This is a genomic window from Sphingobacterium puteale (genome assembly GCF_003627955.1).
Classification (GTDB): Bacteria; Bacteroidota; Bacteroidia; order Sphingobacteriales; family Sphingobacteriaceae; genus Sphingobacterium; species Sphingobacterium puteale.
The window spans coordinates 275332-301323 of sequence record NZ_RBWS01000005.1 but is presented as its reverse complement, the minus strand read 5'-3'; the positions used below and the strand labels follow the sequence as shown (position 1 = coordinate 301323).

The 25992-nt window shown below is 43.8% G+C and carries 19 protein-coding genes; 16 read left to right on the top strand and 3 right to left on the bottom strand.

Translation table 11 applies throughout. The annotated features are described in order from the left end of the window. Positions 1 to 75 precede the first annotated feature (75 nt). Positions 76 to 522, bottom strand: coding sequence for an Hsp20/alpha crystallin family protein (locus D7322_RS06745; protein WP_121122528.1), 447 nt, complete (start codon positions 520 to 522; stop codon positions 76 to 78). A gap of 428 nt (positions 523 to 950) precedes the next feature. Here D7322_RS06745 and D7322_RS06740 point away from each other — a divergent pair, with 428 nt between their 5' ends. The 3 genes from D7322_RS06740 (at position 951) to D7322_RS06730 (ending at position 3374) form a co-directional block, all read left to right on the top strand. Then, on the top strand, positions 951 to 1547 hold the full coding sequence (locus D7322_RS06740) for a hypothetical protein (protein WP_121122526.1): 597 nt from the start codon (positions 951 to 953) through the stop codon (positions 1545 to 1547). 410 nt (positions 1548 to 1957) lie between these two features. Beyond that, positions 1958 to 2965 carry a hypothetical protein gene (locus tag D7322_RS06735; RefSeq protein ID WP_121122524.1) on the top strand — a complete coding sequence of 336 codons (1008 nt, stop codon included), beginning with the start codon at positions 1958 to 1960 and terminating at the stop codon, positions 2963 to 2965. 94 nt (positions 2966 to 3059) lie between these two features. Beyond that, positions 3060 to 3374, top strand: coding sequence for a hypothetical protein (locus tag D7322_RS06730; protein ID WP_147430306.1), 315 nt, complete (start codon positions 3060 to 3062; stop codon positions 3372 to 3374). Positions 3375 to 3466: 92 nt separating this feature from the next. Here D7322_RS06730 and cobA read toward each other — a convergent pair whose 3' ends face one another. Next, positions 3467 to 4228, bottom strand: a complete 762-nt coding sequence (gene cobA / locus D7322_RS06725; RefSeq protein WP_121122520.1) for a uroporphyrinogen-III C-methyltransferase — start codon at positions 4226 to 4228, stop codon at positions 3467 to 3469. A 200-nt stretch (positions 4229 to 4428) separates the two neighbouring features. Between cobA and nirB the strand changes: the two genes are divergently transcribed. Genes nirB through D7322_RS06705 form a run of 4 tightly spaced genes read left to right on the top strand, consistent with a single transcriptional unit; the run spans position 4429 to position 8593 of the window. Beyond that, a complete protein-coding gene (gene nirB / locus D7322_RS06720; protein WP_121122518.1) occupies positions 4429 to 6945 on the top strand; it encodes a nitrite reductase large subunit NirB in 2517 nt (838 codons plus the stop codon). Positions 6946 to 6979: 34 nt separating this feature from the next. After that, positions 6980 to 7327, top strand: coding sequence for a nitrite reductase small subunit NirD (nirD, locus tag D7322_RS06715; RefSeq protein ID WP_245971274.1), 348 nt, complete (start codon positions 6980 to 6982; stop codon positions 7325 to 7327). 46 nt (positions 7328 to 7373) lie between these two features. Continuing rightward, positions 7374 to 8186 carry a formate/nitrite transporter family protein gene (locus D7322_RS06710; RefSeq protein WP_121122516.1) on the top strand — a complete coding sequence of 271 codons (813 nt, stop codon included), beginning with the start codon at positions 7374 to 7376 and terminating at the stop codon, positions 8184 to 8186. 14 nt (positions 8187 to 8200) lie between these two features. Continuing rightward, positions 8201 to 8593, top strand: coding sequence for a hypothetical protein (locus D7322_RS06705; protein WP_245971273.1), 393 nt, complete (start codon positions 8201 to 8203; stop codon positions 8591 to 8593). A gap of 71 nt (positions 8594 to 8664) precedes the next feature. Here D7322_RS06705 and D7322_RS06700 read toward each other — a convergent pair whose 3' ends face one another. Then, the gene (locus D7322_RS06700) at positions 8665 to 9363 is read right to left on the bottom strand and encodes a Crp/Fnr family transcriptional regulator (RefSeq protein ID WP_121122514.1); all 699 of its coding nucleotides are present in this window, start codon (positions 9361 to 9363) and stop codon (positions 8665 to 8667) included. A gap of 274 nt (positions 9364 to 9637) precedes the next feature. Between D7322_RS06700 and D7322_RS06695 the strand changes: the two genes are divergently transcribed. The 9 genes from D7322_RS06695 to D7322_RS06655 all read left to right on the top strand — a co-directional run bounded on the left by D7322_RS06695 (position 9638) and on the right by D7322_RS06655 (position 25986). Then, complete coding sequence (locus D7322_RS06695; RefSeq protein WP_147430305.1) at positions 9638 to 10129, top strand: hypothetical protein; 492 nt, start codon at positions 9638 to 9640, stop codon at positions 10127 to 10129. Between the two features lie 68 nt (positions 10130 to 10197). Then, positions 10198 to 10719: a hypothetical protein gene (locus D7322_RS06690; protein ID WP_121122510.1), complete on the top strand. Its 522-nt coding sequence runs from the start codon at positions 10198 to 10200 to the stop codon at positions 10717 to 10719. A 263-nt stretch (positions 10720 to 10982) separates the two neighbouring features. Next, positions 10983 to 12602: a DUF6377 domain-containing protein gene (locus D7322_RS06685; protein ID WP_121122777.1), complete on the top strand. Its 1620-nt coding sequence runs from the start codon at positions 10983 to 10985 to the stop codon at positions 12600 to 12602. Positions 12603 to 12827: 225 nt separating this feature from the next. After that, complete coding sequence (locus tag D7322_RS06680) at positions 12828 to 14237, top strand: SGNH/GDSL hydrolase family protein (RefSeq protein ID WP_121122508.1); 1410 nt, start codon at positions 12828 to 12830, stop codon at positions 14235 to 14237. Positions 14238 to 14241: 4 nt separating this feature from the next. Next, complete coding sequence (locus D7322_RS06675; RefSeq protein WP_121122506.1) at positions 14242 to 16815, top strand: glycoside hydrolase family 38 N-terminal domain-containing protein; 2574 nt, start codon at positions 14242 to 14244, stop codon at positions 16813 to 16815. A 23-nt stretch (positions 16816 to 16838) separates the two neighbouring features. Then, positions 16839 to 19178, top strand: a complete 2340-nt coding sequence (locus tag D7322_RS06670) for a GH92 family glycosyl hydrolase (RefSeq protein ID WP_121122504.1) — start codon at positions 16839 to 16841, stop codon at positions 19176 to 19178. Then, the gene (locus D7322_RS06665; protein WP_121122502.1) at positions 19175 to 21868 is read left to right on the top strand and encodes a glycoside hydrolase family 2 protein; all 2694 of its coding nucleotides are present in this window, start codon (positions 19175 to 19177) and stop codon (positions 21866 to 21868) included. The genes D7322_RS06670 and D7322_RS06665 overlap by 4 nt, the downstream gene beginning before the upstream one ends. Before the next feature lie 27 nt (positions 21869 to 21895). Next, on the top strand, positions 21896 to 24172 hold the full coding sequence (locus D7322_RS06660; protein WP_121122501.1) for a GH92 family glycosyl hydrolase: 2277 nt from the start codon (positions 21896 to 21898) through the stop codon (positions 24170 to 24172). Between the two features lie 86 nt (positions 24173 to 24258). Next, positions 24259 to 25986: a RagB/SusD family nutrient uptake outer membrane protein gene (locus D7322_RS06655; RefSeq protein WP_121122499.1), complete on the top strand. Its 1728-nt coding sequence runs from the start codon at positions 24259 to 24261 to the stop codon at positions 25984 to 25986. Positions 25987 to 25992: the final 6 nt, after the last annotated feature.

Sequence of the window (25992 nt, the reverse complement as noted above, 5' to 3'; positions counted from 1 at the left end):
AATCTTTGTATTAAAGACTAAAAAATAGGTTAGCCTCCACTGGAGGCTAACCAAGTTAAAGTTGCTATTTGGATCTTAAGATATCTCGATAAGCCGCGGTTCTTTTCGTTTGGCCTCTTCTTTTTTTGGTATGGTTAACCGCAGCATGCCATTTTCATAACGCGCCTGAATGTTATCTTGATCGACGACATCTTTTTGAAGTTCAAAGCTACGTTGGAAAGATTGGTAGCTAAACTCACGGCGTGTATAGTTGTCTGTTTGCTCCTCATTCTTTTCTTCCTTAGCAGAAGAAATCGTCAACAGGTTGCCGTCAAGCGTTACCTTGAAATCGTCCTTTGCCATGCCGGGCGCTGCAACCTCGACCTCAAAGGTATCTCCGTTTTCCTTGATGTTGACCGCAGGAACGGTGGTACTTGTTGATGAGTAATTTTTGTTGTCCCAATTTAAAAGCTCACGGTTAAAATTATCAAACATGGGCGAAAAAAGTGAAAAGTTGTTCCAGTTTCTTTTTGCAAGTTTCATAGTAACCTCCTTTTAATGAAGTTTAACAATAATTTAAATTTGCCAGCCGGCCGACTGTATTAAATAGTCCACAAAAAAAATACCGAGCTTAAAAAACTGAAATTTTTGCACCAAAACTGTCAAATTTTACATGATAAATTGACAGAAAAAATAGCGCTTTTTAAAAAAATGGCTCGTTGAAGTTTTTTTAAACTATTTCCAATTGGATCTTGTCCTTATGATAATCCATTTGATGGATAACTTAGTTATAAAGGTCAGGATTCTTGTATGTTCCTGGCCTTTTCTTTTTTTGTGGGAAACTTTCGGCTCCGGCCGATTGTTTATAAGATAGAATAATCGGGACGATGGATCGTACATGCTGCCGGACTTGACACGGTTGGATGGGTGTTTGTCGATTAGGGAGTAGGTGTTAAATTAAAAATTGATATATGAAACGGGAACAAATTGAAGCGTGGATTGGCGAGGGATATAACATCCTGGAACATAATAAACCCAAAATCGTTGAGGGGGATGTCTGGGAATATCTAAATAAATGTGATGGACAGGGCACCGATGTGTATGCTCTGTCGGAGCTGGCACACTGGTCGGATCGGGAATTGTCGGAATTGGAACTGCGTAAATATGCGAAGGAGTACGGACAATTGGGGGAGAGGCAATTCCTGCGCAACGAAGCCATCCGCACGAAACATTTTGATAAGTATGTTGCATTCCTCAAGCTATTTTATCCCAATAGTGTCGAAAAGGAACTTGAGGAAGCTAAATTTTTGGCCGAAAGGGTACAGCAGCTGACCAAAGCAGAGATGGAACAATGGGTTGTATCCAACAATATCAATGTCCTATTGTCCGATTTAAACTGTCTGGATGAATCGGCTATCCTAACGGGAATGGTTGTCCCCTCCGAAGAACTGATAAGTTATACCGACGGGGGATTGCAGGATACCATGGACTGTCACGTGACACCCATGGAATTTTTTAGCCACACACAGCACACTGCTTATTGGATAGATCCAAAAATAAAAGCCTAGCATGAATGCCGGGCTTTTGCCTGTAAAGTGACTCTCGAATTATCTTTTCAGCTTAATCGATGACATGGGGTTGTACGGCCTTATATCAAATGTATTATATTTGCTAATAAATATAAAGTTATGTCCAACTCCGGGTTGAGCTTGATCGCTATTTGCCTACATGTTGTCGTTGCCATATTGTTGATGAATTACATGGGGCAGCTGAGCCGGCTTATGGCGTCTTTCTGCTGATCTGGCTTGTCCTCCTGTATTTTGCGCTGACTTTTACCTTTAAGGTTTAGAGATAAGGAGTCAGCTATATTTTGCAGAATTCCGCGAATCATAACTGATCCAATGCGAATATTAAAATAGATCCGCCTTCTACGATGTTGTTTCTATCTTTAGGGTCAAATAGATCATAAAAAACAAAAATGAACAGAAAAATACTGAGGTTGCTGAGTCTGCTGATGTTGATATGCAGTATGGGGAATAGCCTATTTGCACAGAAATTCTATCCAAGAAATTTCATTCATCTGTATACCGATGAAGGGGTTCAAGCAGATAAAATTGTTCGGTTAAACGAAAACTATCTGCTACCAACAGGATTCCAGCGGGTAAATGATAGCCTCTATATACATCCGCAGACCAAGGAAAGATTGTCGTTGTCCACCAGACAGCAGGACAATAAGAATGAACTGTTGCTGACTTATAATACGGCCGCCGATCTTCGCGTTTTTAGAGCGCGCTTGCTTGATTATGAGCCTAAGCTCGAGCAGATCGATGCGAACACCTATCAAGCTACGTTTAACAATCCTGTGGTTAGGTATATGATCGCCAGCGATACCGCCATTGACAGTAAGCGGCTTCATACTATAAAATTCCTGCTGATCTATGACAAAGGACAAAAATTTCCTTTTTCTTCAGATAATTACACGTTTCCTGCTACGGAGACTTATCCGCTTCAGCATACAACCTGGTATTTTCAAGCCAAATACGAAAGATCACCATCAAATTCGGAGGACAATGAGATGAGAATTGTATTCGGAAAAGAAAAGACCGCCTATAAGATTGATTTTGTGGATGATATCAATTTTAAGCTAACGTATACGGATCCGAAGAAGAAGACACATGTGTATCAGGGTCAATATCAAAACTATAAATCGGATATCTCCTTTTTTAACCGTCAGGACGGATGGTCGGACAAGGATAAAACGGGTAGGGCACTTGCAATGCCCGGCGAACAGTATATGGGTAAGGAATCATTTTATGAAGATCCGAAAAAGTTTGCGGAGGCCGCAGGAACGGCCAGATATTTTCGGTTTATCTTTTCAAATAACTACCAATCCATTTATCATCCTGATTTAGATCTGATGGAATTGAGTAAACGGGAAGCTAAGGAGCAGGAAGACATTTTAAGTATGCCTAGGCGGGAGAGGTAAATGAAAATATCGTGAAGGATTTTGTCGATACTGCTGACGGGTCAAAGAAGAGAAAGTAAAAACGAAAATCGAAGGCGAACAAATTGTGATCGATGTGATGGAGCAGAAGGCTGTTAATACGACCTGTCTGGGTTCAAAAACGTACGATGATTTTTATTATAAGACTACCTTGGATTTCAAAGATTCGAAAATAAGGTTCGCACCGAATTACAAATATTTTGAGTCGCCAGGCGGAGGTGAATATCCGTTGAACGGTACCAATCATTTCATGTCAAAAAAAGCGCTATATGGTAGCAATGGCAAAGTGGCCCGAAAAAGCTTGCAGGAAGGATTAGATGCATTCATTACTAAATATATGGGTAATTTCTCCAAACATATCAATGACAGCAAGTCCAATAACAATTGGTAGAAAAATACCACATAATATGATAGAAGAGCCTCCGGATGGGGCTTTTTTTATTCTGGTACCAATTGTGCACTGTTTGATTACATATCTTTGAGTTATACAATATGACGTTGTTCCATAGCGATTGAAACAGCATGATGTAAATTGACGACCTCACCGATGACAATAATGGCCGGGTGCCCGAGGCCATTCTCCCGACTAGCTCGCACAAGATCTTTTGCTTTACATAAAACCTGCTTTTGTTGTGGCAGACTCGCGTGCTGTATAATGGCCGCGGGTGTATCTCCCTTGCCATAGAGCACATAAGTACGTGCAATCTCATCAAGTTTACGCATCCCCATATAAATCACCACGGTCGATTTGCTTTGGACAGCTAGTGGAAGGTCGGCCGATAGGCTGCCATCTTTTTTCATACCGGTCAATGCCCATACACCTTCGCTTACACCACGATGCGTGAGCGGGATGCTATTGAGACCCGCACCTTGCATGCTGCTAATTCCCGGAATATAGGTAACATTTATATTTTGGTCTCTCACGGTGAGCCATTCTTCAAAACCACGTCCAAAAAGATAGGGGTCGCCGCCTTTCAAGCGCACCACATGGTCAAAATTTTGACAATAGTAAAGAATAAGGTCATTTATTTCTTCTTGTGGTACGTATTTGCCATATGGATGCTTGCCAACATAACGTTTTATACAGTTTTTGTCCGCTATATTGAGGATTTTCTCGTTGATTAAGTTGTCATATAGGATAACTTTCGCATTTTGTATCGCTTTATAAGCTTTAATGGTGAGTAATTCTGGGTCTCCTGGACCAGATCCAACAATAAATAGTGATTTTTCGGTTGATTTTTTCATGGTTTGTCTGAATTTGCTGTGTTTATATATGTAAATGTATTAAAAATTATGATTAATATCACTAAATATTCAATTTTTATAAGTTTTTTAATGAAAAAATATGATAAAAATCATCTTTTTGTTGATTTTTTGATTTTTTATTTCATAAATTAGTGCTGTGAAATCATATAATTGATTTTTTTAACAAAAAAACAGATGCTATGGAAAGAAAAAATATTGTAATTATTGGAAATGGTATGGTTGGGAATAAGATTTGTGAAAAATTAAAACAAAAATCTCCCGATCTACAAATAACGGTGTTTGCAGAAGAGCCAATTCGTGCCTATGATCGCGTACATCTGACAGATTACTTTAAAATTTCATCGATTGATGAGCTTTTTCTTTCAAAAAACGATTGGTACGCTGAGAATAATATTAAAATTCATTTAAATGATCCCGTTGTTGATGTAGATTTAAGTAAAAAAGAGATTTGTTCATTAAAGGGGCAAGTTACTCATTATGACTACCTCATCTTTGCAACAGGCTCCGCAGCTTTTGTTCCGCCCATCCCCGGTGTAGAAAAGCAAGGTGTGTTTCTTTATCGCACCATCGAAGATCTTGAATTGATCAAAGCTTATGCCGCAACAGCGAGAAGAGGAGCAGTTATGGGGGGCGGACTTTTGGGTTTAGAGGCCGCAAAAGCGCTTGTTGATCTGGGGATCAAAGAGACGTCAGTGATTGAATTTGCACCGCGATTGATGCCCAGGCAGATCGATGCGAGTGCGAGTGCCCTGCTGGAAGCTAAGTTGGCTGAATTGGGGTTAAGCTGCCTATTACAAAAATCGACAAGCCAGCTACTCGGAGATGAACACCTTACCGGTATTGCTTTTAACGATGGTACGGTGCTCGAAACAGATATGCTGGTGATTTCTGCTGGTATCCGTCCGCGGGATGAGCTTGCAAAAAAAATTGGATTAGCAGTCGGAGAACGTGGCGGAATACTTGTCAATGCCCAGATGCAGACCTCCGACCCTGCTGTATATGCCATCGGGGAGTGTGCGCTGGTCAATGATATGATCTATGGTCTGGTTGCTCCAGGGTATGAAATGGCCGAAATTGCTGCTTCTCATATTATAGGGGAAGAAAAATCCTTCAAAGGATTTGATATGAGTACCAAATTAAAACTGATGGGGGTGGATGTGGCCAGCTTCGGTGATCCATTTGTCAGTGAACCTTATGCCCGGACAATCCTGCTGGAGGACCGCAATAAAGGTGTCTATAAACGATTGAACGTTAGTACGGACGGTACGCGCCTGCTCGGTGGAATTCTCGTGGGCGAGGCTACCAGTTACAACATGCTCCTGCAAATGGTCAACAATAGTATGCCTTTGGCTGAGCATCCCGAACTGCTGCTGTTTGGGGAACAGCGTGAGAGCAAATCGGCTTCTTCGGGATTGGAAGCCCTACCGGATCAGGCATTGATCTGCAGTTGTGAAGGGATTACCAAAGCGCAGATCTGTGATGCGGTGATTACACATAATTGCGAAAATGCGGAGGCTGTTAAAAAATGTACCAAAGCTGGTTCGGGTTGCGGTGGCTGTGTACCTATGGTAAAAGATCTGGTCAACTACACCATGAAACAACAGGGGAAATATATTCGTAATACAATATGTGAGCATTTTGACCTGAGCCGTCAGGAGCTGTACGACCTGATCAAAATTCACGAGCTGAAAAGTTATGATCACGTGCTGGATGCATTGGGTAGGGGACATGGTTGTGAAGTGTGCAAACCCTTGGTGTCTTCGTTAATCGCCAGTCTTTGGAATGAAATGATCTTGGGCAAGGGAAATGATGTGGCGCAGGATAGTAATGACCGCTACCTGGCCAATATTCAGAAAGGAGGGACGTATTCTGTTGTTCCACGGATCCCGGGAGGTGAGATTACACCTGACAAATTGATCGTCATCGGTGAAGTAGCCAAAAAATATAATTTATATACAAAAATTACGGGAGGACAACGCATTGATCTGTTTGGTGCACACCTCAATGACCTCCCGTTTATCTGGGAAGAGCTTATTGCTGCCGGATTTGAAAGTGGACATGCCTATGGAAAGGCACTGCGTACTGTAAAAAGCTGTGTCGGCAGTACCTGGTGTCGATTTGGTCTCCACGATAGTGTTTCATTCGCGATACGTATAGAGGAGCGTTACCGGGGGTTACGGGCTCCGCATAAACTTAAGTCGGCCGTGAGCGGCTGTATTCGGGAGTGTGCCGAAGCACAAAGTAAAGATTTTGGAATTATAGCAACTGAAAAAGGCTGGAATCTCTACGTTTGTGGTAATGGAGGAAGCAAGCCACAGCATGCCTTATTGCTGGCCTCAGATATAGACAGTGAAACCTGTATCCGTTACATCGACCGTTTTTTGATGTTTTACATTCGTACTGCAGATCCGCTGACCCGTACTGCACCCTGGCTCAATAAAATGGAGGGTGGAATAGACTATTTACGGAATGTGGTGGTGGAGGATAGCCTCGGTATGGGGGAAGCTTGGGAGAGCGATATGCAGAAATTAGTGGATAGCTACCGTTGTGAATGGAAAGCTGCAGTAGAGGACCCGAATATTCGTAAGCGTTTTGTGCACTTTGTCAATGCGCCTGATCAAAAAGATGATACTGTACGTTTCGATACGATGCGTGGACAGAAGAAAGCCGCTGATTGGAACCTTAAAACTATTTAAACATATAATACAAAACCTTTTTAAAGAAAATCACATGGAAATGCAACTAGACACACAATGGCTTCAAGCCTGTAAAATAGAAGATGCTATCGAGAATGGCGGGGTTTGTCTCAAGCTAAACAATCAACAGGTCGCGCTATTTTATTTTGCACGCCGCAATGAATGGTATGCTACCCAGAATGAATGTCCGCATAAAAGGCAGATGATTTTGAGTAGGGGAATGTTGGGTTCGCTGGGGGATACGCCAAAGGTGGCTTGTCCATTTCATAAGAAAACCTTTGCACTGGATACAGGGGAATGTCTCTCCGGTGATGAATGTGCCATTAAGACTTACCCTGTTAAAGTTGAAAACGGGAACGTGTATATCGGAATGATCGCTTAGGCCTTTCGCAGCTATTTAAATGGAAAACTTTTAACGTAAATAAATTATGGATTACATTAGCCCCAAAGAAGTGGCAGGAACAATGATGAATACCGCTGTCTACAAATCATCCCTTTCCATCAGAGATCTTCTGATCCGTGGTGCACTTTCAGGTGCCTTATTGGCTATTTCGGTTACACTTGCCTTACTCGCAACTTCTCAAACAGGATTGAGCCTGGTTGGCGCATTTGTCTTTCCTGTGGGATTTGTTATCATCGTCATCCTTGGCCTGGAGCTTGTTACGGGAAGCTTCTCCTTGGTGCCCCTGGCTTGGTTTGAGGGCAAGATTAATTTTAAGGCTATGGCCAGTAATCTATTCTGGGTCTTTTTGGGAAATTTATTGGGAAGCGTCCTCTTTGCGATTTTGTTTTGGACTGCCAGTACAGAAACGGGACAGGCAAGTCAGATCGGAAGTATTGAACAGAGTCTGATTTTAATCAGTGAAAAGAAAACCCTGGGCTATGCCAGTCATGGTGCAGCGGGTTTGTTCTCCGCTTTTGTTAAAGCAATATTGTGCAACTGGATGGTTTGTATGGGCGTAGTGATGTCCATGACTTCCAAGTCTACTTTGGGTAAAATACTGGCCGCGGGGATTCCTATCTTTATATTCTTTGCTTTGGGCTATGAGCATGCTGTAGTCAATATGTTTGTGATTCCTGCCGGAATGATGTTCGGTGCAAAAGTAAGCGTCTCCGACTGGTGGCTTTACAATCAGCTTATCGTGACCGCCGGTAATATTGTTGGCGGTTTGTTGTTTACTGGAATGGCAATCTACTATACCTATCATCAAAAAGAAAAAGTGTCCACTTTGCAAAGCTAATTTTTATGTATAAAATGAAACAACTATTCGTGCTGTTCCTATCGCTGGCTATCGGCTATAGTGCTTTGGGGCAGGAAAAGGCAGTGAAGGGGAGTTTGTTCGAAGGTATTGTCGTGGCCGGATATGCCGATCATGGCGGGTATATAAACTGTACAGGACCTTCAATCAAATATACTTTTGCACCAAAGAGCAGCATTTTATTCGGCTTCATGCCGAGTTTAAAACTCAGGGAAGATAAGGTTGATGCCGGAAAACCAAAAAATTCCTTGATCACACCGACATTGGGCTTGGGCTTAACCGCGGTGTTCAGGCATATGGCCATCCAGTTGCCTGCTTTTTATAATGCAAAAACCAGTACTTCAGATGGAAAATGGAAATTGGGAATCGGCATGGGGTACAAATTTTAACGTTGACGTATAGATTGGGAAATATTTACGCCGGGGAGTACAAGATCATCCAAGTTGTTGGCTCCCCTTTTTTATACTCCTTGTTCAGAAGCTAATCTGTTTAGCTGCTGGAAATCTTTAATGAAAATTTTCTTTCCGTCCACTGTGATGGCCCCAATCGCTACGAGCTCCCCGAGCATCCGATAAAAGGTCTCATAGGTAGTCCCTACGTACGAAGCAAGGTCTTTTTTGCTCAGTGCAAGTCCAATATCTCCGTCCTCGGTCTCCCCACCAAAAATACGGTGGAGCAGCAGTAGACTCCATGCCAGCCGATTTTTGACAGAAAGTTGAGCCAGGTTAGCCATCTTTTGTTCTGAAAGATGCAATTCGTCGGCAAAAAATAACATCAAACGATAACTCAATTCCGGATTGATACGAAGCGTAGACAGAAAAAATGGTAACTCAACAAAACACACCTGGCTAACCTCAAGGGCAGTTGCCGAAACAGGATAAAAGGTCGGTTCTGAAGCAATGCCCCGATGTCCCACGATGTCACCTTTTTTTGCAAAACGTACGATAGTTTCCTTATCTCCAAGATTGCGGTGCACTTTAACAAGCCCCGATTGCACAAAGTAGATACCCCGAACAGATTCTCCCTCAATAATAAACTGTTCCCCTTTTTTTAATTTAATATTTTTTCGTTGCAGGTCAATCTGTCCAAGCCAATCGCGTAAAACATAACGGCACATAAGGCAAGAGTGGTCGCAGGTATTTGCTTTTTTTGATTTCATCAAGGTCTGATTCGTATAGGGAACTGTCTACTGTTGTCTGTTCAAAGGTATTATCTATTCCTTTAAATTCCTATTTTGTCTGCTATAAAAAAAGTATATAATGTTTTAACTTCTGAATGTGTGGAATTGGATGAAATATTACATCTCTATTTTAATAAGCACCTTATTAATGTAGTCATTTAAAATCAGAATTTATTACTTTCGTCGAAGCATGATAAAGACTAATATGTTCATAAAACCAAAGTACTGTTTAATTTTTGTTGCACTTTGTTGTATGTCAATGTTGCTTTTTTCTTGCGGTTCCAAAGAAAAACAGCGTGAAAAGGAATTACGGATTTTGTTCAGTCGAGAGTTTGTTGATGAACAGTATGGTCAAGAAAGATACTTGGGTGATTCTTATAGACATCATGCGGCTGACTTTTTTGTCGCCAAGAATGATACAGTTCCATTAGCGAAATGGAATATTCTCTTAAATAAAATGGCTAGTTTAAAGCGGTATAAACCTGAAATGAATGATGTCTTGTACAAACATAATTATTGCTCAAATCTAGAGATTGAGTTTTTTGATCATAAAAAATCCTTGTGTCAATTATGCTTGAATCCAGATAACAAAACTTTAAGACTTAATTATTTGGTGTATGAAGCTTCTCCTGAACTGATTTCTTTTTTTGCTAATTACATTTCGCTAGATTCGGCAGCTCTTGCTGCGAGTGGAAAAAGCAACTATATGAAAAAAGTAATGTTTAATGATCCGAGGGTAAAGTGAGTGCGGTCGATGAAACTTGAGGATAAGCGGGGAGCGAAGTGCTTAAAAAATAAAATGGTTATTCAGTTATGAGAAAGAAAATAGAGATAAAGATTTTACAATTTTTTACCGTTGTTTTTTGTGTGTTTTTCTACTGCTGTAGTCATCATGCTGAAAAAACAAAAGAAAGAGTCATTGATCAGCCCTGGAAGGATATGATGTTACCCAAAGAGATGTTAGATTCGCTTTGGCGTAGAGCTATTAATGTAGGTGATTTTGACGCATATCATACAATAGCTCATAGTAACATGCTCTTGACTCCAGATGAATATTATTATACGCTTCTAATGGCTAACAAGCACCAATGTCCTGAGGCATACTTGAACTTATATGATATACTTACATGGAAAGGGACAATAGACGGAGTCGAGGTTGCGGGCAGGGATAGCATCTCGCGGAATCAAGCCCTATTTTACCTGCTTAAGGCTCATGAGCTTGGTGAAAAAAGTGCCATTTACTATATACATGAAGAGTTTGGGGATAGCATCCCTCCGCCTAAATCGATTACTTATTTAAGGAGAATTCAAAAATTTTACGAGGAAAAAAAATGAAAGTGATGAGTTTCAGGATGCAATAACAGTCATGGACCATAAGTGGAACACGCCAAACCATCTGTTATTTCACCCTAAACCGTCGGGGATATTCGGTATAGAGTTCAGGTCTAAGGTCTTGGATATAATTGTTTAATATCATCAGTGTTTGTTTCATCACGTGCTACTTTTAATGCAACAATAAAGTTAACTATATAAACTTGGGTTTTCACCAATGAATTTTTGTTTATATTTGAGTGACGGTGATCAATTATAATAACCTAGTGAAAGCGAGACAACTTATTCTTCTATGCATTTTTGCGATAGCTTACAGTACAGCACTGCACGCGACCAAAGTAGATTCCTTATTGCAAGTCTTGGATAAAACTATAGATAATCGGACAGTTTATTTAGATGCCAAGATTCGTCAGATTGATTCAATCAAAGGTCGGTTGAGAAACCATTCAACAGCCAAAGATCGCTATGAGATCCAAAATCAGCTAATTTTTGAATACCAAACCTTAAACTGTGACTCTTCATTGGCTTATATAGACGGCAATATTGCGATAGCCAACCAGCTTAACGATAAGATGCTCATGACAGAAAGCCAAGTCAAATTGGCTTTTGTTCTTTCCATCTCTGGATTGTTTACCCAGGCATGGGATGTACTGAAGCAAATCGATTATAATGGACTGCCTCAGCACCTGAAGGTCCTCTACCAATGGAGCACTATCCGTTATTATGAAAATTTGATCAAATATACTGACCACGATAATTACAATAGGCAGTACGAAAGCGAAATCGCAAAATCTAGGAATAGTCTCATGGGACTGCTTGGTCCAAATTCGGATATGTACCTCAAGGAGAAATCATTTAAACTCAAAGCAGCGGGTATGTTCAAAGAGTCTAGGGATATTCAGTTGCATTTATTTAAAAAGGAAAAAATTGATACACACGGTTATGGAATGTCTGCCATGGGTCTTGCGATGATCGCTAAAGATCTGGGTGAGACACAACTGACCGAGCAATATCTGGCCATGGCCGCAATTACAGATGTCCGACTGGCGATTAAGGAAAACGAGTCCTTATTGACTTTGGCGATTTACTTGAACAAAAAAGGGGATGTAAACAGGGCTTTTACCTATATTCAGGCTGCCCTGGATGATGCCAATTACTACAATTCGCGCTTCCGCAATACCGTGATCGCTCGTACGCAGCCTATTATCGAAGCGACCTATCTTGCCAAGATCGACCAACAACGGAAAAACCTACGTCTGTACGCGATCGTAATCAGCATATTTGCGATTATTTTGATCCTCACACTCTATTTCTTATTTAAACAGATGAGGATCGTATCCCGTGCTCGAAAGAAACTCAATATGACCAATGAGCAACTGACGCTCGTCAACCATAAACTGGACGAGGCCAATCTCGTGCGTGAACGTTATATCGGCTATTACCTCAATCAGTGTGCGGTATATCTGGACAAATTAGATGATTTCAGGAAAAATGTGTACCGTAAAGTCAAAAGCCGCCAGCTCGAGGACCTGCAGCAACTTACCTCCTCCAATGCATCACTTGAAAAATATGCACAGGATCTTTATACTGATTTTGACCGTACGTTTCTAGAGGTATATCCCAAATTTGTTGATGAATTTAACAGCCTCCTCCGGCCGGATGAACAGTACCAGCTGAAAAAGGATAAACTCAATACCGAGCTCCGCATTTTTGCGCTGATTCGATTGGGAATATCTGATGTCAACCAGATCGCTATATTTCTACGTTATTCGATGCAAACCATCTATAACTATAAAAGCAAAGTAAAGAGTAAGGCGATCAATGATGCTGAACATTTCGAAGAAAAAGTACGAAAACTGGGCGCAGTATCCCCAAATCAATTCTAAATCATTTACCAAAACACTTTGCTTGCTTATTTGTAAATTATTGTTTTTTAGTGCTTTAGTTTGATTTCTGTGTTTTAATCGTTTACTAAGAGCCCTACTTGCAGCTGCAAGTAGGGCTCTTGCGTTATACATTTGTTTCCAAGGGAATGCCGATAGAACCAATACCAATTTGATAAATCTATTTTTACGTTTTAGCTATCGTCAACCTGATACAATTTTAATCTTATGGGAAATTATTCTAGAAAAATCTTTTTGGCAGGATTCATCGTTGTCGTCTCTTTGGGAACAGCTCTCCGGACTGTTGCGCAACAAATTTCACCCTTTAAGGATGGCGATCGCGTGGTCTTTTTGGGAAATAGTATTACGGATGGTGGACATTACCACGCTTATATCTGGCTGTATTACCTCACACGTTTTCCCGAAATGAATTTGAAAGTATTCAACGCTGGGATCGGTGGGGATCGGGTGGTCGATATGCTTCGAAGATTGGATGGCGATGTCTTCAGCAAGCAACCTACAGTATTGATCACGACTTTCGGTATGAACGATTCAGGTTATTTTGAATATAATGGTGACCAGCCGGAGATTTTTGCTGATACCAAGGTAAAAGAGTCGTATGATGGGTATAAAGAAATGGAAAAACGATACAAAGGGTTGGTCGATACCCGCCTGGTATTGCTTGGAAGCACTCCTTATGATGAAAATGTGGTGATCAAGGATAATAAGCCCTTTAAAAATAAAAACAAGGCTATGAAACGCATTGTTGATTTTCAGCGTGAATCGGCCAAAAGCAATGGCTGGGAATTCTATGATTTCAATCAGCCGATCAGCGCAATCAATGCGAATTTTCAGCAAAAGGATCCGTCCTTCACCATATCGGGAAGTGACCGTGTACACCCGGATAATAATGGACATATGGTCATGGCTTACTTATTCTTGAAAGCACAGGGATTTGCCGGTCAGGGGGTAGCCACAGTGGGGATTGACGCGACAAAACAACGTGTGATAGAAGCAAAGAACTGTGGGGTTGAAAATATCAAAAAGGCTGGAAATAACCTCAGTTTTGATTATCTCGCGGCGGCACTGCCTTATCCCATGGATACAGTCGCTAGAGGCTGGGGAGCTAAATATAGCCAGCACGATGCTGTTAATATCGTTCCTTTTATGGAAGAAATGAATCAGGAAATATTGCAGGTAAAGGGACTTAAAGGAAAGTACACCTTATGGATTGACGATCAGGAAATCGGTATATGGTCTGCTGCGGATCTCGACAAAGGAATCAATCTGGCGAATCAGACACGGACGCCCCAATATCAGCAGGCCTTGAAAGTGATGTTTCTCAATGAAGAACGCTGGGAGATTGAACGCCGCTTCCGTGATCTGGCCTGGGTGCAGTATAATTTTTTTCTCCCAAAAGGATTGTTGAATGCCGACAATCGAAAGGCAATCGAGGTCATGGACCAACATGTGGCCGCAGATGGTTGGTTGCGTGCAAAAAGAGATCTCTATGCCAAGGCGATGTATCCTGAAGTACGCGCGGCCTGGCAAAGCCAAATTGATGATCTGCAGCAGCGGATGAATGAAGTAAATCAACCTGTTAAACGGTCTGTGCGTCTTGTGCAGCTGAAAAAATAATGGCATGACCGGGTTGAAAAAAATAGCAGTTATTTTGGTCCTTGTGTTGGTGTCAGCAGCTGGACTAAAGGGACAACAGCAAGCTTACTTTGTCGATGGTTATCACGGCGGGGTTTACGGACACTACCCACTTTGGGTAACGACATTTATGCTCGACCACCTGGAAGGGGAGCCAAGCTGGCGAATCGGACTTGAGATCGAACCGGAGACCTGGGATACAGTCAAGGTTAAGGATCCTGCTGGCTATGCACGCATGAAGGAATGGGCGAAGGATCCACGTCTGGATTTTACAAATCCAACTTATGCGCAACCTTATCTGTATAATATCTCTGGTGAAAGTATCATTCGCCAATTTACTTATGGCATGGCCAAATATCAATCGCATTTTCCAGAAATCAACTTTACAACCTATGCTACGGAAGAGCCTTGCTTTACAAGCAGTCTACCTCAGATCCTCAGGCAATTCGGATTTCAGTATGCGGTACTTAAAACTCCAAATACCTGCTGGGGAGGCTACATCAGGGCACATGGTGGTCAATTTCTGAATTGGGAAGGACCTGATGGTACGGCAATCCTTACGGTACCCCGTTATGCAAATGAGGCTTTTGAAAAAAACTCCACCTGGCAGACTACGGCCTGGATCAATACTGTAGACTATTGGAAGAGTTGTTATGAAGCTGGAATTATGAATCCAGTCGGTATGTGCTATCAGGATGCCGGATGGAAAAATGGTCCGTGGATAGGAACGGGCGAACAGGTGAAAAATAATGTGCGTTACAGCACCTGGACGGAATATTTTCGGTCGATCCCAGCTGGACGAGCTGTGCCAACCTGGAAAATGGGGCAGGAGGACATTTTGGTCAACTTAATGTGGGGTAGCCAAGTGCTGCAACGCATTGCACAACAGGTGCGCCAAGCGGAAAACAGGATACTGCAAGCTGAAAAAATCGGAGCCATGGCTTTTATGGATCATGGCTTTGTGCCGGATGGTAAGCGCCTTGACGAAGCCTGGCGAACCTTGATGATGGCTCAGCACCATGATTCCTGGATTGTGCCTTACAATAAGTTGCATCAGGAGCAGACTTGGGCGCAGGCGATCGAGAACTGGACCAACAATACCTTGAACATTGCGGATCAATTGATCCAGCAGGCAAATGCTTCTTATGCCACTTCCACGCGGAGTACTAATTCGCAATTGGGCTATATCCGGGTTTATAATACGCTAGCCCGGCACCGAAAGGAATGGGTACAGGTGCGCTTACCTGCAGATGTGGATGATGTCACCGTGTGGACTGGAAAGCAGCAGGTACTGCCCGCTCATTGCTACCAAACGGATCTCGGTAAGGTCCTGGAATTTGAAGCAGAGGTGAATGGCTTTGGCTATGCTACGTATCAGCTTAAGCCGGCTCAACCCATTAAGCCGGGGCAATCTAAATCGGGTGAACGACGAAAAATCGTCCGCTTTGATACCGAAGGCAACTGTATTCTCGAAAATGAATTGTACAAGATTGTGCTGGACAAAAAGCAGGGTGGAACAATCAGGAGTCTGATTGCCAAATATGCAAAGCATAAGGAATTCGCTGCACAAGATGGGGGGTATCGGATGGGAGAAATTGCAGGGCATTTTTATGAAGAGGGGAAATTTTATTCTTCAAAGGATAGCCCCGTAACGTTCACTGTCGTACAGGATGATGGGTTGAAAACAACGGTTAAAATAACCGGGAATATCAATGGGCATCCTTTTGTTCAGTTACTGTCGCTAGTAGCAGGACAGCAACGCATCGATATGGATCTGTCCATCGACTGGAAAGGTAATGTTGGGATCGGTGAATACAAGCAACAACAGAAATGGACAGACAATAGACGTGCTTTTACGGACGATCGCTATAAGTTGAAAGTCATGTTTCCCTCAACTATAAAGCATGGGGGAATAGCCAAAAATGCTCCTTTTGACGTCACTGAAAGCGGCTTAGAGGATACCTTTTTTGGCCAGTGGGACCAGATTAAGAACAACGTTGTGTTGAACTGGGTAGACCTCTTTGACGAAAATAGCCAATATGGTCTCGCGGTAATGACCGACCATACAGGGTCATACGTCCATGGTAAGGAATTCCCTTTGAGTCTGACGGCACAATACTCGGGTTTGGGATTGTGGGGGATGGATTATAAGATCACTGGACCTTTACACATGCGCTATGCATTGATACCACATGAAAAGAATTGGAATATAGCGCGTATCGCAGACCGAAGCAATGCCTGGAACGAACCACTGCTGGCGTACTATTATCCCAATGTGGAATTCAGAGATCGTCAGCTGATCACACTCTCGGATGATCAGCTGGAGATATCGGCCTTGCAGCTGGACCATGGACAACTTAGCTTACGCCTCTTTAATACGAGCAATAAACAGGCCGCATCAACTGTCGCCATAAAATTTCCTGCGACTTCGCTACAGGAAGTCCTGCTGAATGGTGAGCAAAAGGGGAGTATTCCCTTTAGAAAGATGGCAGAGAATAGGAAAGCTTTCGTGGTGCAGCTGCCAAAATTCGGAATCAGAACCTTTCAGATTAATAAATAGAACCTAAAAAACGATAAATCAATATGAATAAAATATATGGACTGCTATCTTGTTTTGTTATCGCGCTAATTCTGTCTTCGACATCGTGTGCTAGTCGCCGATATCATTCTGTTTCCAGTCCAGCAGACTATGTCAATCCATTTATTGGTGCCAGTACAAGTGTGGGCGCCGCAGGCACGTATCATGGTCTGGGAAAGACTTTTCCAGGGGCAACGACTCCCTATGGCATGGTGCAGGTGAGCCCTAACACGGTTACAGGCGGTGATAACAGTCCTGGGTATAGTTATGAGCATCGCAGTATTGAAGGTTTTGCCTTCACCCAGATGAGTGGAGTGGGTTGGTATGGCGATCTCGGAAATTTTCTGGTGATGCCTACCATCGGTAAGTTGCATACCATTGCGGGTAAGGAGGATGGTACCGTGACCGGTTATCGGTCTCCCTACAACAAGTCCACTGAGATCGCCCAGGCTGGCTACTATGCGGTTGATCTCGAACGGTATAACATACGGGTGGAGGCTACCGCTGCCCCACATAGCGGTATGCTTCGTTTTACCTTTCCGCAAAGTAAGGAATCACGTATCCAGATCGACCTGGCGCGTCGTGTCGGTGGCACAGCAATACAGCAATATGTCCGAAAAGTAGATGACTATAGTATTCAGGGATGGATGCACTGTACGCCGGAGGGCGGTGGCTGGGGCGATGGCGATGGTAATGCGGATTACACGGTTTACTTTTATGCACGCTTCGATAAACCCCTAAAAAAACACGGCATCTGGTCAGCAGAAATCCCTGACGACTGGAAGCGTAAGCGTGATGATGTACAGTCCATCCCTTACCAAAGTCGGGTGGCAGAAGCGAAAGTGTGGCCCGGAAGAAACGAACTGGAAGGCAAACACCTCGGGGTATTCTCCGAATTTGAAACCAGTCAGGGCGAGCAGGTCAATCTACAGGTCGGCATTTCTTTCGTCGATATGCAGGGCGCCGAAAATAATTTTAAAAAGGAAATCGCAGGCAAGAATTTCGATCGCGTCCGTCGGGAAGCCAGAGCAATGTGGAATACTCAGCTGTCGAAAATTGCGCTTAAAGGCGGTACCGAAGACCAGAAAACGATCTTTTATACCTCATTGTACCATACCATGATTGATCCGCGCATCTTTACGGACGTAGACGGACGTTATAAGGGCGGTGACAACAGAATACACCGTAATGAGGGCTTTACCAAACGGACCATTTTTAGTGGGTGGGATGTCTTCCGGTCACAATTTCCGTTGCAGACTTTGATCAACCCCAGCTTGGTAAATGATGAGCTCAATTCATTGATCAGTCTGGCTGATGAATCTGGAAAGGGTTATTTTGAACGCTGGGAATTATTAAATGCGTATTCAGGCTGCATGATCGGCAATCCTGCGCTATCGGTATTGGCGGATGCCTATGTGAAAGGAATACGCAATTACGATGTATCCAAAGCATTAACCTACGCGATCAATACCTCCAAAAGATTTGGCAATGATTCGTTAGGCTACACTCCGGGGGCATTGAGCATTTCGAATACGCTGGAATATGCGTACACCGACTGGTGCATTGCGCAGCTGGCAAAAGGATTGAACAAGAGGGATACGGAACAAGTGTATTTGGCCAAAAGCCAAGCTTACCGAAAGATATTTGATCTGGAAAAAGGCTGGTTCAGACCACGGAAAAGTGACGGATCATGGGAGGAATGGCCCGAGAATGCACGTACTAAAGAGTGGTATGGTACGATTGAAAGTAACCCATACCAGCAGGGCTGGTTTGTGCCACATGATATTCCGGGCATGATCGAGTTGATGGGTGGGAAAGAAAAGACCTTAGCGGACCTAACGGATTTTTTCGAGAAGACGCCTGAGAATATGCTCTGGAACGATTATTATAATCATGCCAATGAGCCTGTGCATTTAGTCCCGTTTTTATTCAACCACTTGGAGGCGCCTTACCTTACCCAAAAATGGACCCGTTACATCTGCGACAACGCGTATAGTAATACCGTAGAGGGAATTGTGGGAAATGAGGATGTAGGACAGATGTCGGCCTGGTATGTGCTGGCCGCCTCGGGGATACATCCCTCTTGTCCGGGCTCAACACGCTTTGAAATAACAAGTCCCATATTCCAGGAATTGTCTTTTCAGCTGGATCCTAATTATTTCTCGGGTAAAAGGTTTCGCATTGTCGCTCACGATAATTCGGCGGATAATATATATATCCAGCGGGCAGTCCTAAACGGAAAGCCTTATGCTAAAAATTATATTGACTTTAAAGATATGGTGGCTGGGGCAACTTTGGAGCTGTATATGGGGCCTAATCCAAACAAAGACTGGGGGATCAAATGAAAAAAAGACTAGTATATATACTGCTATTCCTACATCTTGCTCTTGTTGGCTATGGTCAAGTACGCGAGATTTCGCTCAATAGTGATAATCCTTCGATTCGCTGGGAAATAAAGCCGCAATCGGATCTGCCTTATTCAGGGCAGGAAATAGCACAACCCAATTTTCGGATGAAAGACCCTGTGCGCGGTATTGTCCCGGGCGTGGTCTTCGCAGCTTATGTGGAGCAGGGATTAGTACCGGATCCCAATTTTGCGGACAACATCTACCGCGTGGATGAACGGCTATTCAACCGTTCGTTCTGGTACCGTACCTCTTTTCGCCTGCCTGTAGACTATAAAAAAGGGCAGCGTGTATGGATTCATTTTGACAATACCAACCGCTATGCCGATTTCTTCTGCAATGGGGTGAAGCTATCGGGTGTAGCAGGCGCTACAAGAGATGTCAGTGGCCATATGTTGCGCAGCAAATTTGATATCACAGATCTCGTGCGTGTGGGGCAGGAAAATGCAATTGCGGTGTTGATTACCGATGCTGACCAGAAAAAAACACGTACGGCAAAAGAACCTTTTGGCGTAACGGCAAGCCCCACGTACTTGGCTGCGGCTGGCTGGGACTGGATGCCTTATGTACCGGGACGCTTGGCCGGGATTACAGGCAATGTATCGTTACGTTTTACAGGCGATGTCAGTATGGAAGACCCTTGGATGCGGTCCGACCTGGAAAGCAACGAGTTTGCCTACCTGGACTTTTCGACCGATCTAAGAAATGCGGGTGATCAACCCAAAGAAATAACACTGGAAGGCATCATCAAGCCCGGAGATATCCGATTTTCTAAAAAAATAAGGGTTGCCCCGCACAGTATACAAAAGGTATATATCACCCGCAACGAGGTGAAGGAATTTTTGATCAAACAGCCGCTGCTATGGTGGCCAAATGGTTATGGGGAACCGAATCTGTACAGCTGTTCGCTTACCGCAAAAATTGGTGATGAGATCTCGGATCAGAAGGAGTTCCAGTTTGGGATCCGTAAATATGAGTACCATTATGTGCGCAATAAAGCGGGATGGCCAGTGCTGAATTTCTATATCAACGGAAAAAAGATCTATCTCAAAGGCGGGAATTGGGGAATGAGCGAATACTTGCTCCGCTGTCAAGGGGAAGAGTACGGTCTCAAGATTAAGTTACATAAGGATATGAACTATAATATGATCCGCTTGTGGACGGGCTCGATCACAGACGATGCTTTCTATGATTATTGCGATCGTAATGGGATGATGGTGTGGGATGATTTTTGGCTCTATGTGGCGTATAACGATGTGGCCAATGATGATGATTTTAAAGCAAATGCGCTCGATAAAGTAAAACGACTGCGAAATCATGCCAGCATCGCGATCTGGTGCGGCGCCAATGAAACGCGTCCAAAACCTGAATTGGATAATTACCTGCGTGCTATTGTGGCGTCGGAGGACCACAATGATCGGCTGTATAAGTCCAGTTCCAATCAGGATGGTCTTTCGGGAAGCGGATGGTGGGGCAACCAGCCGCCGCGGCACCATTTTGAAACTTCGGGAAGCAACCTGGCCTGGAACGATCCGCCTTACCCTTATAGCAGCGACAACGGCTATGGCCTACGTACGGAAATCGGAACGGCTACTTTTCCCAATTATGAAAGTATCGTGAAGTTTATCCCAAATGACAAGCTCTGGCCACTACCTACGGACGAACAGCTCAAATCGGAAGATGACAATGTGTGGAATAGGCATTTTTTTGGTAAGGAAGCTGCTAACGCCAGTCCTATCCAGTATAAAAATGCGGTCAATAAACAGTATGGCGAATCGACGGACCTATCTGCATTTGCTGAAAAGGCGCAATACCTTAACCTCGAGGTCATGAAGGGCATGTATGAAGCCTGGAACGACAAGCTCTGGGACGACGCAGCAGGCATGCTGATCTGGATGAGCCAATCGGCCTACCCTTCATTTGTATGGCAGACCTATGATTACTATTACGATGCGACGGGCGCTTACTGGGGGGCGAAAAAAGCCTGCGAACCGGTACATGTACAATGGAATGCATCCAACAATAGTGTCAAGGTCATCAATACAAGCTTAAAGAGCCTGGATTCAGTATGGGTTTCGGCGCAGATCTTTGACATGGATGGCCAGGAGATCAAAAAATATGGCCTGCAAACCAGCGCTACCGTACGGTCAAATGTGGCGAAGGAAGTCTTTCGGCTAAATTTTGATGGCGAACAAGGAGCTACAGCCTTGTCCGATCTACACTTCATCAAGCTTACCCTGAAGGATAGAAAGGGAGCTTTGCTGTCTGAAAATTTCTATTGGCGGAATGGCCGAAAAGAGCTGGATTATACCAGCTTAACTAGTTTGCCGAAAGCCAAGCTTGAATTTGACTATAAAAAAGAAGCGGGAACCGAAGGTATTATGCTTCGGATCGTTAACCGTGGAAAGTCAGTATCATTTGGTAATCGCTTACGCCTGGTGGATGCAGCAACTAATGAACGCATTTTGCCGCTCATGATTTCGGATAATTATTTTACCCTGATGCCGGGCGAGGAAAAGTTTGTTCGGCTTACGGAATCTCATGCAAAGCAATTAAAAAATGCAAAGCTGTTATGGAAGCAATATGGTCATGCCGAAAAAGAAACATTGAAACTAAAGAACATTTTTTAAAGATGATACAAATTTAAATAACTGATTATGAAACGAAGATTATGTATTTATCTGACTATGATTTACGCGATGCTAAATCAGGCGCAAGCGCAGCAGGCGGACCTGGTAAAGTATGTGAATACGCTCCAAGGAACGGATTCTGAATGGAGCCTGTCCTATGGAAATACTTATCCTACGGTAGGACTGCCATTTGCGGTGCATTTCTTTTCGGCACAAACGGGGAAAAATGGGGATGGCTGGAAATATCAATACAAAGCAAACAGCATACGCGGATTTCAGCAGGTTCACCAATGTAGTCCCTGGATGGGCGATTATATGGTTTTTTCGTTGATGCCAGGCCTTGGAAAGTTGGAGGTCAATGAGGAACGTCGCGCGTTATCCTTTAAACATGAAAATGAGATCGCTAAGCCGCATTATTATGCCGTGAATTTTGATAACGGCATCAAGGCGGAACTGAGTCCAGTGGAAAGAGGGGCGCATATGCGCTTTAGCTTCCCGAAAAAGGAAAAAGCGTTCTTGCTATTGGATGGCTTTTTGGGCGATAGCGAGATTAAGATAATTCCTGAAGAACGCAAGATTGTCGGGTATGTGCATAATGGGCGTTTTGTGCCCGAGCATATGAAAAATTATTTTGTGCTTACCTTCGATCAGGATTTTAAAGCTTACGGCACCTGGGAAAATGTCAAGGGCACAATCCAGGCCGGGCAGCGCTATGATGCCGGGAAAGGCAAAGGTGGATATCTGGAATTCCGCCCGGGGACTAAAGTGCAGGTCAAGATGGCTTCATCCTATATCAGTCCGCAGCAGGCAGATCTTAATTTTAAACGCGAACTGGAAGGACACAATACTTTTGAGGTAAGTAAAAGGAAAGCTTTTGATACCTGGAATGCATTGCTTAACCGCGTGCGCGTAGAAGGGGGGACGGAAGCGGAGATGGCAACATTTTATTCCTGCATGTTCAGGGCCAATTTATTTTCACGTAAGTTCTATGAAATGGATCCGGAGGGCAGTCCCTATTATTTCAGCCCTTATGATGGTAAGATTCATAAAGGGTACATGTTTACGGATAATGGTTTTTGGGATACTTTTCGTGGGCAATTCCCCTTGAGCAATCTTTTGCACCCGGTCATGCAGGGGCGTTATATGCAGTCCTTGCTGGATGCGCAAAAGCAGGCCGGATTTTTTCCGACCTGGTCCAATCCTGGGATGTCGGGCGTGATGATCGGCAACCATGCTATCTCGCTATTGGCAGATGCCTGGGTGAAAGGGATCCGATCCTTCAATGCGGACAGTGCTTTGACGGCCTATTACCATGAAGCGACCAATAAGGGGGTGTGGGGTGGATCAAATGGGCGCGAAGGGTGGAAAGCGTATTTTACCAAAGGGTATGTTCCTTATGGCGATATTCACGAAAGTACGGCAAAGACGTTGGAATATGCCTACGATGACTTTTGTGCTTATCAGCTGGCAAAGGCTACGGGCAACAAATTCTATGAAAATATCTTTGCCCGGCAGATGTATAACTACAAAAACGTATTTGATCCTCAGGTAAACTTTATGCGCGGCAGGCTAGATAATGGGCAATGGCGTGAACCCTTTGATCCTGTAGAATGGGGTGGTCCTTTTACCGAAGCGAATGCCTGGCAATATACCTGGTCGGTGATGCACGACGTGAACGGCTTGATCAACCTGATCGGTGGGGTGGATAAGTTTAATGCAAAGTTGGATACGTTCTTTACCATGGAACAGCGCGTCAACTATGGTAGCTATAAACAGGAAATCCATGAAATGCGCGAAATGTTGTTGTCAAAAATGGGACAATATGCGCATGGCAACCAGCCGACACAGCACGTCCCGTATTTGTATAATTTCAGTGGCCAACCCTGGAAAGCACAAAAATATGCCCGTATGGTGACATCGCGCCTTTATAACGCGACCGAAAAGGGGTATCCGGGTGATGAGGACCAGGGCCAGATGTCTTCCTGGTATGTCTTGAGCGCGATGGGGATCTATAGTGTCTGCCCCGGAACGGATGAATACGTATTTGGAAGTCCGGTATTCAAAAAGGTGACCATCAGTCTAGATAATGGGAAAACATTTACTATCAAGGCAGACAATAATAGTCCGCAGCATGTCTACATCCAATCAGCAGCACTCAATGGAGCAGTCTACGACAAAAATTTTATTCGATATGAAGATATACTGAAAGGAGGCGAGCTTCATTTTGTCATGGGCGATAAGCCCAACTATGAAAGAGGAGTTTCGACGGATGCAAGGCCATTTTCCCTGAGTTCGATCGATTAGATCTTTTGAAAAATTTGATACCAGCGGGCTAGGCTCGCGGGTATAATGATAGCATAACCAATTATTTTACTGTTTTACAAAAAATTATGAACAAAAGCCAATTGACATTTTGCGCACTGGCCTTCCTGGCCTTTGCGGCTTGTAGTAAACAGGGATTTTTAGATCAGACGCAATCATCAGATCTGAATGAAGAGGTCGTCTTTTCGGATAGTACCTATACCATCAACTTCCTGTCAGGCATATATGGTGATATCGGGTTTGCGACTTGGCCCAAACGCTTTGGTGGGGGTGGGCTTGATGCCAGCACAGACGAAGCGGAGGGAGCTGGACTGGGGAGCATCAATACCTTTATCCAGTTTGCTACAGGTACCGTCAACTCCAATATTATCACCAATGATGCTTGGGCGAAACCTTATACCAATATTCGCAGGGCAAATATTATGCTTAAAAACCTGCATAGGGCACGCTTTGGTACAAATATTAAGGTGCGGGTGAAGGCAGAAACACGTTTTTTAAGGGCCTATTATTACTTTATCTTGCTGGAACACTATGGTGGCGTGCCCCTGATGGGAGACAGTGTTTACACGGCCAGTGATGCGATCCCTGCCAAGCGTAATACCTTCGAGGAGTGTGTACGCTACATTGTGGCTGAATGCGATGCCGCAGCGCAGGATCTCCCCTGGGAGCATGCGGGCGAAGACTATGGACGGATCAATAAAGCAGCCTGTTACGGATTAAAATCCCGCTTACTGTTGTATGCTGCGAGTCCGTTGTTCAATGGTAGCCCTGTGACAACAGAAGGAGCATTGAAGGACGTCGTCGCCTATCCTAATGCAGATGAAACGCGCTGGCAGCGGGCCGAAGCGGCAGCAGCGGAGGTCATTGAATCTGGACATTACAGTTTGTATGTCAACAATGATCCTGAACCCGGATTTGGTTTCTATCAGCTGTTTCAACTGCGTAAAAACTCAGAATATATCCTCGCCAAAATGCAAGATTCAAACCGGGATCTTGAAGGTATCTGGAATCCGCCGACTTTTGGCGTAAGCAACCCTGGCGCTTATCCTTATCTAGAAACGGTGGATGCTTTTGGGATGCGTAATGGTTTGCCTATTAGCGATCCGAATGCTGGATACGACCCGAAAAACCCCTATAAAAACCGCGATCCCCGCTTGGCGAATACCGTAACCCGAGATCAGTCTTTGGTCTTCCACCGCGATGGATTAGCCCGGAGGCCAGTCAATATCTATATCGATAAGACCAATCCAAACAACGTGACTTCAGGGCAGGATGCCATTTACCGTGGCACGCCTACGGGGTATTATACCTATAAAATGGTCAATCGGGATGTAGCCGCGGATTGGTTCAATACCTATACGCCACGCTGTCTGCCAATCATCCGATATGCCGAAATTTTGTTGAACTATGCTGAAGCACGCAACGAATCGCTCGGGATCCCGGATCAGAAGGTCTATGCGGCGGTGGAGGCCATCCGAGAAAGGGCAGGATTGGATCCTTTTGTATTGCCGACTGGGCTAAACAAGGACGCTATGCGTGAGATTATCCGGAATGAGCGACAAAAAGAATTGGCCTTTGAAGGACATCGTTTTTTTGACGTACGCCGTTGGAAGTTGGCTGAATCATTGGAAAATAAACAGCTGCATGGAACCGAACCCGTCCGTACAGCATCGGGGACAAGTTATAATACCATCAACGTACGAAAACGTGTCTTTGACAAACGCATGTACCTCTGGCCCATTCCCCAATCTGAAGTAGCGAAGTCCTTAGACTTGATTCAAAATCCAGGTTATTAATAAAAG